This window comes from Priestia sp. YIM B13489, from assembly GCF_042787645.1.
GTDB lineage: Bacteria > Bacillota > Bacilli > Bacillales > Bacillaceae_H > Priestia > Priestia megaterium.
Genome location: NZ_JBHZOQ010000053.1, coordinates 970,950 through 985,908 on the forward strand (window position 1 = coordinate 970,950; position 14,959 = coordinate 985,908).

Here is a 14,959-nt window from a genome sequence, read left to right on the forward strand (position 1 = left end):
GTGTCTTTTTTCAATTCTATGAAATTGCCTCCTATGAAGAAATGGCGTGAGAATTTTGTCTCGTAAACTTAGCAAGATAATAAGCAGCAAATGCAAACGCATCTTGTTCGGTTGTCCGCTCTTCATACGGGCGCTTTTTATCCAGCTCAAATTCTTTCTGATAATAAGGGATGTGATCTTGAATATAGTGGCGCAGCTCGTGAAAGATCGTTTCAATAAGCGGAAGATAGTCATCAAATTTAAAAATAAATATAATGCCGACTTCTCGCCAGTAAACGCCTGATGCAAACTGCAGGTATTCTGCTTCTTCTTCTCCAAGAGCAGAGACAATTTTATTGGCTTCGCATGAATCACAAAAAATGATAGGAATATGAAAGGCTTTATTTAAACAAGCAAAAACATCTTTTTGCAAGGTGGGCAAATCCCACTTGAATTCTTCATCTAATACAAACCATCTTCCGCTTTGCTGATACACAGGGCGCTGGTGGATGACTGACTGTATAAGTATTTTATTCAATTTTTATAGCACCTCTTTTACGGTAAAGTAGTTATTCGTTTTCTTTACTTTCCCAAAGACTAGTGAAATTAAAACATGGTGGTGTGTTCATCTGAAGCATGTTTCTCTTTCTATCTATCTTTTCTAAAAAGAAGGTTATTTTATACCTATGCAAGAGAGAAATATTTTATGACGAAGGAAAAGTATGGAATGTTGTTTGGATGAAATAGATTTGGTATAAAATAGAAGTGATAAATGTAAGCCCTGTCTTGCCTGGCGGGGTTTTTAATATTTTAGGAACTAGTCTCAGAAATGTTGCCTGTTGCTAGTGAAGTTTGGTATTATCAGTATATTGTAGTGGGACGAATATTCGGAGGTGAAGGAACATGTCAAGAATTTCTGTTGATCAAGTAAAACACGTTGCAAACTTAGCGAGACTTGCGGTGACGGATGACGAAGCAGAACTATTTACAAAACAATTAGATGCTATTATTACATATGCAGAACAATTAGATGAGTTAGATACTACAAATGTAAAACCAACTTCTCACGTATTGGATATGAAAAACGTAATGCGTGAAGATAAGCCAGCTAAAGGTTTACCAATTGAAGACGTAGTAAAAAATGCGCCAGACCACAAGGATGGCTACATTCGAGTGCCAACTATTTTAGAATAAGGAAGGAGGCTTTACGATGTCTTTATTCGATCGTAAACTTTCAGAACTACATAGCCTTTTACACAAGAAAGAAGTACGTGTACAAGATTTAGTAGACGAATCATATAAACGTATTAATGAAGTAGATGATAAAGTAGGTGCGTTCTTAGCGCTTAATGAAGACAATGCTCGTGCTTATGCAAAAGAGCTAGATGAAGCACTACAAACAAAAGATGAATTTGGCCTATTATTTGGTATGCCAATCGGTGTAAAAGATAATATTGTCACAAAAGATTTGCGTACAACTTGCTCTAGTAAAATTCTAGCAAACTTTGATCCGATTTATGATGCAACAGTTGTTCAAAAATTGCAGGCAGCTGAAGCGGTAACAATCGGTAAATTAAATATGGATGAATTCGCAATGGGTTCTTCAACTGAAAACTCAGGTCTTCAGTTAACGCGCAACCCATGGAATTTAGATTACGTACCAGGTGGATCTAGCGGTGGTTCAGCTGCAGCTGTAGCAGCAGGAGAAGTTCCGTTTTCTTTAGGTTCTGATACAGGTGGTTCAATTCGTCAGCCAGCTGCTTATTGCGGTGTTGTCGGATTAAAACCAACGTATGGTCGCGTATCTCGTTACGGATTAGTGGCATTTGCATCTTCTTTAGATCAAATCGGACCAATCACAAATTCTGTTGAAGATAATGCATACTTACTTCAAGCAATTTCAGGCGTAGACCCAATGGATTCTACTTCTGCTAATGTTGATGTACCGGATTATGTATCTGCTTTAACAGGTGACGTAAAAGGTCTTAAAATTGCTGTTCCAAAAGAATACTTAGGCGAAGGTGTAGGCGAAGAAGCTCGCCAGTCTGTTTTAGATGCACTAAAAGTGTTAGAAGGACTAGGCGCAACTTGGGAAGAAGTATCACTTCCACACTCTAAATACGCATTAGCTACGTATTATCTATTATCTTCTTCTGAAGCGTCTGCTAACTTATCTCGTTTTGACGGCGTTCGCTACGGATATCGTACAGATAATGCTGAGAACTTAATCGAAATGTACAAGCAGTCTCGAAGCGAAGGCTTTGGAAACGAAGTAAAACGCCGTATCATGCTTGGAACATTTGCGTTAAGCTCTGGTTATTATGATGCTTACTACAAAAAAGCACAGCAAGTACGTACGTTAATCAAGCAAGACTTTGAGTCTGTATTTGAAAACTATGACGTTATCATTGGGCCAACTACGCCAACTCCATCATTCAAAATTGGTGAGAAAACAGATGATCCATTAACAATGTATGCAAACGATATTTTAACAATCCCAGTAAACCTTGCTGGAGTACCTGGTATTTCTGTGCCTTGCGGCTTATCAAATGGATTGCCATTAGGGTTACAAATTATCGGTAAGCATTTCGACGAAAGCACAATCTATCGTGTTGCTCATGCATTCGAACAAGCAACTGAGCATCATAAAGCGAAACCAGCACTGTAAGGGGTGAGATAAAGATGAACTTTGAAACGATTATTGGTCTTGAAGTACACGTTGAGCTTAAGACAAAATCTAAAATTTTCTCAGCAAGTCCAAACGCATTTGGTGCGGCTCCAAATGCTAACACAAGTGTAATTGACTTAGGTTATCCTGGCGTATTACCTGTGTTAAACAAAGAAGCAGTTGATTTTGCAATGAAAGCAGCGCTTGCGCTAAACTGTGAAATCGCAACAGATACAAAGTTTGACCGTAAAAACTATTTCTATCCGGATAACCCAAAAGCTTATCAAATCTCTCAATTTGATAAACCAATTGGCGAGAACGGTTGGATTGAAGTAGAAGTTAAAGGTGAAACGAAGCGTATTCGTATCAACCGACTTCATTTAGAAGAAGATGCTGGGAAGCTAACGCATACAGGCGATGGCTATTCACTAGTAGACTTCAACCGTCAAGGTACACCTCTAATTGAGATTGTATCAGAAGCAGATATGCGTTCTCCTGAAGAAGCATATGCTTATTTAGAAAAATTAAAATCAATTATTCAATATACAGGCGTATCTGATTGTAAAATGGAAGAAGGTTCACTTCGCTGTGATGCCAATATTTCTTTACGTCCAGTTGGACAAGAAGAGTTCGGTACAAAAGCTGAGTTAAAGAACTTAAACTCATTTAACTATGTGCGCCGCGGTCTTGAACACGAAGAAATTCGTCAAGAAAAAGTGTTATTGTCTGGTGGCTTAATCGAGCAAGAAACACGCCGTTTTGACGAGTCTACGGGCGAAACAATTCTAATGCGTGTAAAAGAAGGATCTGACGACTACCGCTACTTCCCAGAGCCTGACTTATTAGAATTACACATCGACGAAGAGTGGAAAGAACGCGTTCGTGCTTCGATTCCTGAACTTCCAGATGCTCGTAAAAAGCGCTATGTAGAAGAGCTTGGCTTACCTGCTTATGATGCAATGGTATTAACGCTAACAAAAGAAATGTCTGATTTCTTTGAAGCAACGCTTGCTGCGGGCGGAGATGCGAAGCTATCTTCTAACTGGTTAATGGGTGAAGTTTCTGCTTACTTAAACTCAAACCAAAAAGAACTTTCAGATGTAGCCTTAACACCTGAAGGTCTAGCTGGTATGATTCAATTAATTCAAGAAGGTACAATTTCGTCTAAAATTGCGAAAAAAGTATTCAAAGAATTAATTGAAAATGGCGGAGATGCAAAGAAAATTGTAAAAGAAAAAGGTCTTGTACAAATTTCTGATGATGCAACTTTACGTAAATTCGTAACAGATGCATTAGATGCAAACCCTCAATCTATTGAAGATTTCAAAAACGGTAAGGATCGTGCAATTGGCTTCTTAGTTGGTCAAATTATGAAAGCCTCAAAAGGCCAAGCGAACCCACCGATGGTTAATAAAATTCTTTTAGAAGAAATTAATAAACGCTAAATTTGATAACTAAATGTGAGGTGGATATCCATCTCACATTTATTATGAGTAAGGGCGATCGCGCTGAAGGTATGAATAAAAACCGAAACGTGAATATTGTATATCAAGGTTAATTTCTTTATAATATGTTTGTTCATGCCCCCTCTTGTTGATGATGTAATGTGAGGGGGCATTCTTTCACTGATAAAAGTAGGCAAAGATTTGTGACAAATTATCATTATTAGGATGATGAATATGAAAAGAGCGAGAATTATTTATAACCCGACATCGGGCCGTGAAATTTTTAAGAAAAACTTACCGGAAGTCTTGCAAAAGCTAGAGCAAGCAGGCTACGAAACATCTTGTCATGCTACAACTTGCGCTGGTGATGCAACAGAAGCTGCTAAAGTAGCAGTAGAACGTCGTTTTGACGTTGTAATTGCAGCCGGTGGAGACGGTACCATCAATGAAGTCGTAAACGGTATCGCTGGACAAGACTATCGTCCGCAACTAGGTATTATTCCTGTTGGAACAACCAACGACTTTGCTCGTGCCATTAATGTGCCACGTACGATTGAAGGCGCTATTGATGTCATTGTAGAAGGCGTAACAAAGCCAATTGACTTGGGCTGTGTAACAAACGACGGAGAAACGCATTACTTTGTAAATATCGCCGGAGGCGGCCGTTTAACTGAATTAACATATGAAGTGCCAAGCAAGTTAAAAACAATGCTTGGACAGCTAGCTTACTATTTAAAAGGCATGGAAATGCTTCCTTCTATTAAACCAACATCTGTTGAAATTGAGTATGACGGAAAATTCTTTGGCGGCGAGATTATGTTCTTCCTCGTTTCCTTAACGAACTCAGTCGGCGGTTTTGAAAAGCTGGCACCAGATTCTTCTTTAGATGACGGCATGTTTGATTTAATTATTTTAAAGAAAGCAAATTTAGCTGAATTTATTCGAATTGCGACACTTGCGCTGCGAGGAGAACACATCAATGATCCTCATATTATCTACACAAAAGCGAACCGTGTTAAAATTCATACAAATGATAAAATGCAGTTAAATCTAGATGGCGAGTACGGCGGATTATTGCCTGGGGAATTTGTAAACTTATATCGCCATGTAGAAATCTTTGTTCCAAAAGCAACAGCTGAATTGATGGAAAAAAATGAGATCGCCTAATTGCGATCTTTTTTCATGCTTTTCTTTGTTTGGCTTTGGCTCTTATGGTACAATCAGTTCAGCATTTTCAAATGACTAAAAGGATGTAACGATAAATGGAAAAATTAAAACCACCTGTAGAAAAAAATGAATATATAGATGTTGCGTTTGAAGATTTAACGCATGACGGAGCGGGTGTAGCGAAAGTGAACGGATTTCCTGTTTTCGTTCAAAATGCGCTGCCCGGCGAAAGCGGCCAAGTAAAAGTCATTAAAGTAAAAAAAGGCTATGCGTTTGGCAAGCTTATCAAGCACCATACAATTAGTGAACAGCGTGTTGAAGCACCCTGTCCGGTCTACAAGCAGTGCGGAGGCTGTCAGCTGCAGCATGTAAGCTATGAAGGACAGCTGCAATTTAAACAAAAACAAGTAAAAGACGTCATGGCGCGAATTGGCCATTTACCTGACGTTCCGGTACATTCGACCCTAGGAATGAACGATCCTTGGCGCTATCGAAACAAAGCTCAAGTTCCCGTAGCAGAACGAGAAGGCGGTTTGATCGCTGGGTTTTATCAGCAGCGAAGCCACGACATCATTAACATGGATGCCTGTTTGATTCAGCAGCAGGCAAATGATGATGTTGTTCAAGCTGTCAAATCAATCTGTGAAAAGCATGGCGTTTCTGCTTATCAAGAACAAAAACATAAAGGCTCACTTCGTCATATCATGGCGCGCTACGGACTTGTAACGGGTGAAATCATGGTTGTCATTGTGACTCGTACAGCTGAGCTGCCAAACAAAAAGCGTATTATAGAAGACATTATCGAAGCCGTGCCGAACGTGAAATCAATTGTTCAAAACGTAAACAGCAAGCGCACAAACGTCATTTTAGGGAACAAAACGAACGTACTTTGGGGAGAAGAATATATTTACGATTATATCGGCGACGTTAAATTTGCCATTTCAGCAAAATCATTTTACCAAGTAAACCCTGAGCAAACGAAAGTGCTTTATGACAAAGCGCTTGAGTATGCAGATTTAACAGGAGAAGAAACGGTAATTGACGCCTACTGTGGAATCGGAACAATCTCGTTATTTCTCGCTCAAAAAGCGAAAAAAGTATATGGCGTTGAAATCGTGCCTGAAGCAATTGAAGATGCAAAGCGCAACGCTGAGCTAAACGGTATTCACAACGCTGAATTTGAAGTAGGCGAAGCAGAAGTCGTCATTCCAAACTGGTACAAACAAGGCATCAAAGCGGACGTCATCGTCGTAGATCCGCCGCGAAAAGGATGCGACGAAGCTCTTTTGAATACCATCATTGACATGAAGCCGAAAAAAGTTGTCTATGTTTCATGCGGACCAGCAACTCTCGCACGTGACCTAGCTATTTTAGAAAAAGGGGGATATGAGACGGTTGAAGTTCAGCCTGTTGATATGTTTCCGCATACGACGCATGTGGAGAATGTGGCTGTATTAAAATTAAAATAACTCTTCATCAAAGCTGCTATCTTAGTAAAGATAGCAGCTTTTTTGCTTAAACAAGTACGAAAAAAGTAAAGTCAGAATTTCTATACTAAAAGCATTAACTGCTTGTATGTCCGTTTTATTTTGCCGTTTGTCCACCCCACCAACACAGTAAATTTCTGAATATACTTTTTTTAAGGTTTTCAATATTTTAGGAATTATAATAAAGAAGCAAGAAATGAAAACATTATATTTGTGGTAAGAGGTGAAGGGACATCGTGTATAGAGCAATTGCTATTATAGCAGGTTCTGTGTTAATTGGATTTGCATACAATTGGTTTTTAATCCCCCATAAAGTGTTAAGCAGCGGCATTAGCGGTATTGCTATGATTATAGGAATTTTAACGCCTGCAAGCACGGGAACAATGAATTTTTTGTTAAATTTACCCCTTTTAATTATTGGTTTTATGAAGTTAGGAAAGCGGTTTGTTTTACATACGCTGCTGTCCGTTGTGGCTTTATCAATTGCTCTATACGTGATTCCCTTGAGAGCTGTTAGTACAGATCCTATTCTGTCAGCTGTTTTTGGAGGAGTTTTAACTGGAATTGGCGTAGGGTTTGTTTTTCGTCAGTCAGCTTCGACAGGTGGATTTGATATTATTGCGATGCTTCTTACGCATAAAAAAGAATTTCCGCTTGGCGCTATATTATCAGCGATGAATGCCGTGGTTGTGTTTGTTTCAGGTTTTTTTGTGAATTGGGACGCGGCTTTATATACGATGCTTTCGATTTTCGTCACAGGAAAAGTAGTGGATGCGATTCACACTCGCCATATTAAGCTCACATTAACCATTATTACGAGAAAAGGTGAAGAAATGAAGCAGCAGCTTCTTACGAATTTGGTGCGCGGCGTGACGTTAATGAACGGTGAAGGAGCTTATTCAAGAGAAGACCGTAAAATATTAATGACGGTGATTTCACGCTATGAGCTTGCAAACCTCAAGCAGTTAATTCAATCGGTGGATCCTGAAGCTTTCGTAAATATTACGGAAACGGTAGAAGTAATGGGGCTGTTTCGACGGGATGCCTATTAATATATTGGCTATTTCAGCGTCGATTTATGATAAATAGCCATTTTTATAGTATAAAAGTTATAAAAAAAGCCTTAAGAGTAGTTCTTGAGGCTTTTTTTGCGTAAAATATGAATAAGAAAATATCGTGTATGAAAAGTATAAAAAAGGGAATTTGATAGAGTACATAAAATATTAACATCAAAAAGGAGAGACTATATGACGGTAGAATATCAGTTAACGAAAAAGAAATATTACGAAACGTTTATGCAAGAAAATGAAAATCAGCCGCCTGTAAAAGTCCTTGGACAAGCTTATTACGAAGAGCAGCAAAAAGAGTGGTATGACTTATCGCTCGTTCGCTTAGCCCAGGGAGAAGTGTACTTCCATAATCAAGATTTTGAGTCTGCGATTTTTAAGTGGGAGAATGTAAATGGCGAGTTTAAGCTGTGGGCAAAGAAAAATACAGCCGACGCGCATTATGAATTGGGGTTGTCTACGCTAGCTGAAGAGCTTTACCTATCCATCGAAACGGATTCAAAAGTATTAAAAGCTGAAATAGCGCTAAAGCTATTTTCGCTTTATACGGACCATAACAATATTGAACGAGCTTATGAAGTCATTAACGAGCTGGTTGCTTCTCAGCCGGATTATCCAAACGTCACGGCGATTGCACGCAGATTTTATGAAGAGCAAGAAGACTTTAACAGCGCAGTGGAGCTTGCGGTAGATGAGTGTATTCGAACGGAATCGTTAAATTGGTTTGCGATATTAAAGACTTACGTAGATAAAGGATATACAGCAAACTTTATCCCTAACTATTTTTATCAAGTGATGATTGCATTTTACAAAGTGGATCAAGTGTATTTCAAACAGCTTGTCTCAGCTTTATGGAAACAATATAAGAGTCAGCCTCCTTATCTTGCTTGGATTAAAACCATCAATGATATTTTCTTGAATATTGAAGTGGGCCTCTATGATTATTGGCAAGAGATTTCAACTCTTTATCAAGAGACGTACACTGACTTAATGGAAAGTGATCATTCTGTAAAGGAATTGCATGAAGTCATTCCGAACGTATTAACAAACTGGCTTAAAATTACCAATAAGTCACGTGCGTTATTTCCGTCTGCGGCCGTGCTTTCATGGAATGAAAAGTTTCCGTCAACTATTGATACCATTACAATCGAAAATGCAGGCAGATTAATTTTTGAGGCGCGTAACGACATTGATGGTCTTGAATATCACTATAAGCTTTGCCATGGCATTATTAAATGGGCTAATGAAAATGGTTTAGAAGTGGGGCACACCTTTAAATGGTGGGTAGATTTCTTATTAGATGCTCATACGACACACTTATTAATTACAGGAACAAATGCTGCAACGTCTTCATTTGTTGGATCGATTACGGAAGAAAAGGTACCGCAAAATCACGAAACAACCTTTGTGTTCATTCATGATGAGGAAGAATCTATCCAGCAAATCGCTGATCAAGAAATCATTCCGATGGAAACGATTGACGGAGCGGAGCAATCTCCTCACCAGGCGCTTGTAGAAGTGAAAAAACCTTTTGCGTTCCTTGATAAGCATAATTGTTCATGCATTGTTACGCCAAGCTTTACAGAACAAGAGGCACGTGAGCAGGATGCATTTAAATATGCTCCTTTAGCAGATGGTTTACTGTTTGTGCTTGATGCAAAAGAATCGCTGCTTGATGAAGAAAGAGAATTATTGCTGGAGATCAAAGAGCATGCGCCAAATACGCCAGTTCATTTTGTTATCAACAATATGGACAGTCTTTATAATCAAGCAACGATTGAGCGAATTACAAAAGAATTTGAAGCAAGCATTGGAGCTGATTTCCCGGAGGCACATGTATTAGCCTATACGCCTCACTACGTATCGAGTCAGCACCACGGAGACTTGGCTCAGTTTATTAAAGCTAATTTCTATTACGATCCAAACGACGTTGGAGTAGAAGAGCGTGCGCGCAGACTGCTGTTCTTCATTCAAAGCATGCTAAAGAGCTTAGTGGAGAAGAGAAATCAAACAGAAAATCATTTGATTGAAAGCATTAAATGGAACGAAGATATGCTTGTGCGATTAAATGGCTTCTTGCATCGAGTAGATGACTTAGAACAAGAAAAAGCAAGTATTATTGTTTCGGCTTATCACGGAATCAAAGAGGATATTAGCAAAAAACTAAAAAATAAAATTCCTCGTTTACTCAAAAAGTCTTCAGAATTAGTGAAGGAAGACAGTGATTTTAGTACGGTTCACATTGAGCTGAATAAACAAATGAATATGCGCGTGGAAGAGCACTTGCAGCAAGATGTCCTGCCCAAGTTCCGCATTTCTTTAAAGGACTGGATTGCTACATCAAATGAAGAGCTGATTGCGAGTCAAGTAGACATTGAAGAAGTAGCAGAGTCATTAAATAAGATGTACAATGAGCAAAAATTAACGTTAGCCTGCGATTTTAAAGTGCTGGACGACTGGCGCCGCGACGTTAATCGTATGGCTAATCGGGTTCAGCTTGATGAAGAAAATATTTTACTTCGCGTTAATCCAACGCAGCTCTTGTTAAAAGGAGCGGGAAAACTGTTTTCTTCCATTCTTCAAAACCAAACGCTGCTTTATAATCAATATAAAAAGTACATTGAAAGTCAAGACTATCAAGATATCACAGAATCAATGCTGACAAAGTTTTTTATGCAATTTAATTTATTTGAGAAAAATTTAGAAGTTGATATTGAACTATTCTTTGAAAAGCCAAAAGAGGTTTTAAAAGAAACGATTGAAGAAACACAGGCGCATATTAATGAAAATCAAGACGTGTTAAGTCATATGAAAGCCAATCCTGAAGCTTACTATGATCCTTTAACATTATTCCAGCTGAGCTTGCGTCAGTATGAGTTAATGGTTAAAGCTACAGAAGAAGTACACTACAACGTATAAAAGGTGGAGCAGGATGTATTTAACGATAAAAGAAGCAGCAGAGTATCTATCTTTTCCTGAAGAATATGTGCATAAATTGATTCAAGAAGGAAAAGTACGAGCTATATTTGATGGTGAAAACTACTTATTAAATAAAGAGCAGTTTAACACCCATTTAGAGCAAATGGAAAAGTACAAAAAACAAATTGAAGAATATCTAAGTGAGCCTATCCCTGAAGATATGGATGTAAAAGATGAAGATTGAAGGCAGAAGCAGAAAACAGATGTTTTCTGCTTTTTTCTTTTGGAATGAAAGTGTTAAAAAAGGTAAGATATGAAAGAAATGTCGAAAAAAGTTGGAATTTCGTTAAAGATGTAGTCTTTTTAGATGCTTTTTTTATATAATGAAAGTATGCTAAACAAAAAGGAGAAGGTTTATGCAACGATCAAGACAGTTAAGGCTGATTTTATTGCTTGCCCTGATTGTTGTCGCTTCGTTTTTAATTATTATTATTTCGAAAACACAAGGGATTATAAGTCAGCAAACGACAAAAAAAGTAGAAAAAACAAGCGTTGCAATTCTCACCTCTGATGTACTGACAGATCAAAGCTGGGGCAGTCTAGCTTATAAAGGAAAAATCAACATCGAGCAGCAGTATCCTATTTCGGCTCAAGTTATTAGCGAAGTAAATACGAACCAAAAAATGAAGGAAGCTTCTGAAAAAGTTATTCAAAATGGAACAAAAGTCGTAATTGGACATGGAAGAGAATTTTCTACCGTTTTTACAGAACTCGCTCCTAAGTATCCTCATGTTCATTTCGTCACCATCCACGGTACTTCAACTTATAAAAACCAAACGGTATATACATTTGATCAAACAAAAATAGAGCACCTGGCAGGCACGGCAGCTGCCATGAAGACACAAACGAAAAAAATTGGATTACTCGATACATTTGCAAAAGAAAAAAATCCAGGATTTGAACAAGGCATAAAAGCGTACGATTCATCGATTGCTTTTTATTATCGAGTTGTAAACAGCCGAGACGATGGAGTAAAAGCAGTAAAGCTGCTCCGTGAGTTAAAAGATGAAGGCGTCGATATCGTTTATGCTAAAGGAAATGCGTATAATCAAGAAGTTATTCAAGAAGCGAAAGCACAAGGAATGTACGTAATAGGATATTTAGATGATCAGGCGTACATGGGTAGGTCTGTTATTTTAACCAGCGTGATCAACGATGTTCCTCAAGCTTACAACGTGATTATGAAAGACTATTTCAGTAAAAAAGGTCTTCCATCTGGAGAAGTCAAACTTGACGCCAGGGACGGTGTTTATAAGCTTGCGCCTTTTGGGCCGATGTACAGTAAACGGGAAAAACAAATTTTATATTCGAAAGTTAGAATGTCTACACAGCCGAAGTAACTATGAAAAAGAAAGAGATGATTATGAATCAATTATTTCGCAACATGTCATTCCGTAGCCAAATATTAACGATTCTTCTTTTGATTACATTCATGTTAAGCGGGTTCTCTTTAGTTTTAGTGCATGCCGTTGATAAAATGAATCATGTAAGCAACGAAATTAAAAATGAAGATGTTCCTCAAATGGTGTGGCTTTCTTATTGGGAAGAGCAGCTGAACATAAAAGAATACATTGTGAAAAATAATCTAAAGAACCCCACTGTCTCTTTGATAGAAGAATATCAATCATATGATACACGAGTTATCGAAAATAATGAAAGATATAAGCAGCCTGTGCCAAAATCGTTGATTCCACTGAAGGAAAAAATTGAGCTGCTGGATTTTAAGATTTCTAATAACGTACAAGGACTGCTGAAGTATGGAGATATAGAGGGAGCAAAAGAGTATCTTAAGGAAAATTATTTGCCGGATTTGCATCAGATAAAAAAAGATATTAATAGTTCAAAAGAAGAGACGGTTGATTCACTTGATATACTATCAGATACACTGTCTGTCATTATTAAAGATTCATTAATTTTACTATTAATTTTAACAGTAAGTGCTATTTTGGCTTCTCTTTATGTTTCTTATCGCATGAGTGCGAGCCTTACGAAACCAATTGAACAAATGATTGAAAAAGTGAATGACATTGCAGACGGAGAATACGGTCTTGTTCTTCAAGACACAAAGCAAATCGAGCTGAAGCAGCTTTCGGCTTCTATTAATCAAATGTCGGTTAGTTTAGAAGATTCATTTTGGAAAATCATTAAAGATAAAGCGTATCGCCAGCAGATCTTAAATTCACTGCCTGTTGGAATTATTACAGTGGAAGATGAGACAAATAGTATATTTGCCAATACCTCAGCAAAGCAGTTTTTAGATCTCGACGAAAAGGATATTTGCGGGTATATGGAAGAATGTCCGGAATATAATACTGAATTTTGGAGCATGTTGAATTCGGGAGAAATTCATGAAAATAAAAAAGTATTATTTGGAACGAAAGAGACGTGCTATTGCTTTTTAGCCTCTCAAACGCAGCTGTTTAACGAGCAGAACGAAAGCATCGGGAGAATTTTTTACTTCATTGATATATCGGATACTGAAGAATTAGAAAAGCGAATGCATCAGTCTGAGAAACTCGCTCTAGTTGGAGAAGTGGCAGCCGGAGCTGCTCATGAGATTCGTAATCCTCTTGCCGTGATTCATGGATTTATATCTCTTATGAATCAGTCTCTTTCTGATGAGGAGAAAAAGCGTTTTTACCTGCCTCTGCTTATGAAAGAGCTAGAGAGGATTAACTACATCATTGAAGAAATGCTGTTGTTATCAAAACCAGGGACTCCAGTGATGAAAAAGGTCAGCATGCAGGAGATTATTAATGAGCTATTGCCTTTGATTACTCACTCAAGCAAATTCACAGAAAAAGATAAGCTTATCTTCGATGTGAAACTGCAGCCGTATATATTAAAGGTAGATGAAAAACAAATCAAACAAGTTCTTCATAATTTAATTCGAAACAGTATGGAAGCCATGGATGGAGAAGGAGTCATTACAATCTACTCGCAGGTTCATGAAGATAGCTACTGTCTATACATTGAAGATACTGGAAAAGGAATTCCTTTGCATATGCAGCATTCTCTGTACCAGCCGTTTTCCACTTCAAAAGATAGCGGAACAGGTCTTGGTCTGCCCATTGCTCAGCGTATTCTAGAAAGCCACGGAGGACAGATTAAATTATTATCTACTTCTTCCCGCGGCACAGTTTTTGTTATTAAATTTCCTCTACATTAAGAAAACAGCCTCAAAAGGGCTGTTTTTTTAATGTGCTGTTAAAATAAGAGGACCGTTTTTCGTAATCGCAAGTGTATGTTCAAATTGAGCGGATAATTTACCGTCTGTTGTACGAGCCGTCCAACCGTTTTTATCCATTTTAGAATGCCATGTACCAGCGTTTACCATTGGCTCAATTGTAATAACCATACCTTCTTTTAAACGTGTACCTTTGCCAGCTTTTCCGTAGTGAAGAATTGTAGGCGCTTCGTGCATGGTATTTCCAATTCCGTGTCCTGTGAAGTCGCGTACCACAGAGAATTTTTCGCCTTCTACATAGCTTTGAATAGCGTGGCCAATGTCACCTGTGCGATTTCCTGGCTGTGCTTGCTCGATTCCTTTTAAAAGCGCTTCGTATGTAACATCTACTAGACGCTGCGCTTCGTCTGAAATGTCTCCAACGGTATGAGTCCATGCGGAATCTGCTAAGCCTCCGTTTAAATTTACAACCATATCAATGGTTACGATATCACCGTCTTTTAACGGTTTAGTTGTTGGAAAACCGTGGCAAATTTCATCATTTAAAGAAGCGCACGTTGCATATTGATAGCCTTTGTATCCTTTTTGTTCCGGCGTTGCTCCGTGCTTTGCTAAGTACTCTTCAACAAATTTATCAATTTGCATTGTTGTTATGCCTGGTTTGATCATTTTAGCGATTTCTTTATGACAAGAAGCTAATAATTTACCTGCTTCGTGCATTAAATTAATTTCGCGTTCACTTTTTAATGTGATCATTGTTGTTCACTCCTTTTTTGATGTAACTTTACGAAAAAAGTTAAGCAGCGGTTATAGCGATGAAAGTAGACTATTCATCAGTTCATTCTTCTTTATTTGAAAATCCAAGAAATACAGAAGCCGTCTGCTATGGGGCGATATAAAATCATCCTTAATCATAACGCCCAATGGTAGGAAAATGCAAGATGCAGGCTTAAAAAGGAAGGGTTTGACGATGGGCATGT

Annotated in this window: 12 protein-coding genes; 10 read left to right on the forward strand and 2 right to left on the reverse strand. The window is 38.1% G+C overall.

All coding sequences use genetic code 11. From position 1 onward, the window contains the following. Positions 1-31: 31 nt before the first annotated feature. Complete coding sequence (locus ACFX4W_RS10855; protein ID WP_043975804.1) at positions 32-517, reverse strand: DUF3920 family protein; 486 nt, start codon at positions 515-517, stop codon at positions 32-34. 365 nt (positions 518-882) lie between these two features. Between ACFX4W_RS10855 and gatC the strand changes: the two genes are divergently transcribed. The 10 genes from gatC (at position 883) to ACFX4W_RS10905 (ending at position 13,961) form a co-directional block, all read left to right on the forward strand. Further along, positions 883-1,173: an Asp-tRNA(Asn)/Glu-tRNA(Gln) amidotransferase subunit GatC gene (gene gatC / locus ACFX4W_RS10860; protein ID WP_013055055.1), complete on the forward strand. Its 291-nt coding sequence runs from the start codon at positions 883-885 to the stop codon at positions 1,171-1,173. 16 nt (positions 1,174-1,189) lie between these two features. Continuing rightward, a complete protein-coding gene (gene gatA, locus ACFX4W_RS10865) occupies positions 1,190-2,647 on the forward strand; it encodes an Asp-tRNA(Asn)/Glu-tRNA(Gln) amidotransferase subunit GatA (RefSeq protein ID WP_013055056.1) in 1,458 nt (485 codons plus the stop codon). 14 nt (positions 2,648-2,661) lie between these two features. Next, the gene (gatB, locus tag ACFX4W_RS10870) at positions 2,662-4,092 is read left to right on the forward strand and encodes an Asp-tRNA(Asn)/Glu-tRNA(Gln) amidotransferase subunit GatB (RefSeq protein ID WP_013055057.1); all 1,431 of its coding nucleotides are present in this window, start codon (positions 2,662-2,664) and stop codon (positions 4,090-4,092) included. A 234-nt stretch (positions 4,093-4,326) separates the two neighbouring features. Beyond that, positions 4,327-5,259: a diacylglycerol kinase gene (locus ACFX4W_RS10875; protein ID WP_016762783.1), complete on the forward strand. Its 933-nt coding sequence runs from the start codon at positions 4,327-4,329 to the stop codon at positions 5,257-5,259. Between the two features lie 95 nt (positions 5,260-5,354). Beyond that, positions 5,355-6,728 (forward strand): 23S rRNA (uracil(1939)-C(5))-methyltransferase RlmD, encoded by a 1,374-nt coding sequence (gene rlmD, locus ACFX4W_RS10880; RefSeq protein ID WP_280558979.1) that lies wholly within the window; start codon positions 5,355-5,357, stop codon positions 6,726-6,728. Positions 6,729-6,982: 254 nt separating this feature from the next. Then, positions 6,983-7,798: a YitT family protein gene (locus ACFX4W_RS10885; protein ID WP_013055060.1), complete on the forward strand. Its 816-nt coding sequence runs from the start codon at positions 6,983-6,985 to the stop codon at positions 7,796-7,798. A 195-nt stretch (positions 7,799-7,993) separates the two neighbouring features. After that, positions 7,994-10,732 (forward strand): GTPase domain-containing protein, encoded by a 2,739-nt coding sequence (locus tag ACFX4W_RS10890; protein WP_043975799.1) that lies wholly within the window; start codon positions 7,994-7,996, stop codon positions 10,730-10,732. A 13-nt stretch (positions 10,733-10,745) separates the two neighbouring features. Further along, positions 10,746-10,976 carry an excisionase family DNA-binding protein gene (locus tag ACFX4W_RS10895; RefSeq protein ID WP_043975797.1) on the forward strand — a complete coding sequence of 77 codons (231 nt, stop codon included), beginning with the start codon at positions 10,746-10,748 and terminating at the stop codon, positions 10,974-10,976. Between the two features lie 172 nt (positions 10,977-11,148). Continuing rightward, on the forward strand, positions 11,149-12,132 hold the full coding sequence (locus ACFX4W_RS10900) for a BMP family ABC transporter substrate-binding protein (protein WP_043975795.1): 984 nt from the start codon (positions 11,149-11,151) through the stop codon (positions 12,130-12,132). 23 nt (positions 12,133-12,155) lie between these two features. Then, entirely contained in the window at positions 12,156-13,961 is a 1,806-nt protein-coding gene (locus tag ACFX4W_RS10905) for an ATP-binding protein (RefSeq protein WP_043975793.1), read from the forward strand. Between the two features lie 27 nt (positions 13,962-13,988). Here the strand turns inward: ACFX4W_RS10905 and map are convergent, their stop codons facing one another. Further along, entirely contained in the window at positions 13,989-14,735 is a 747-nt protein-coding gene (map, locus tag ACFX4W_RS10910; protein WP_025752900.1) for a type I methionyl aminopeptidase, read from the reverse strand. Positions 14,736-14,959 lie beyond the last annotated feature (224 nt).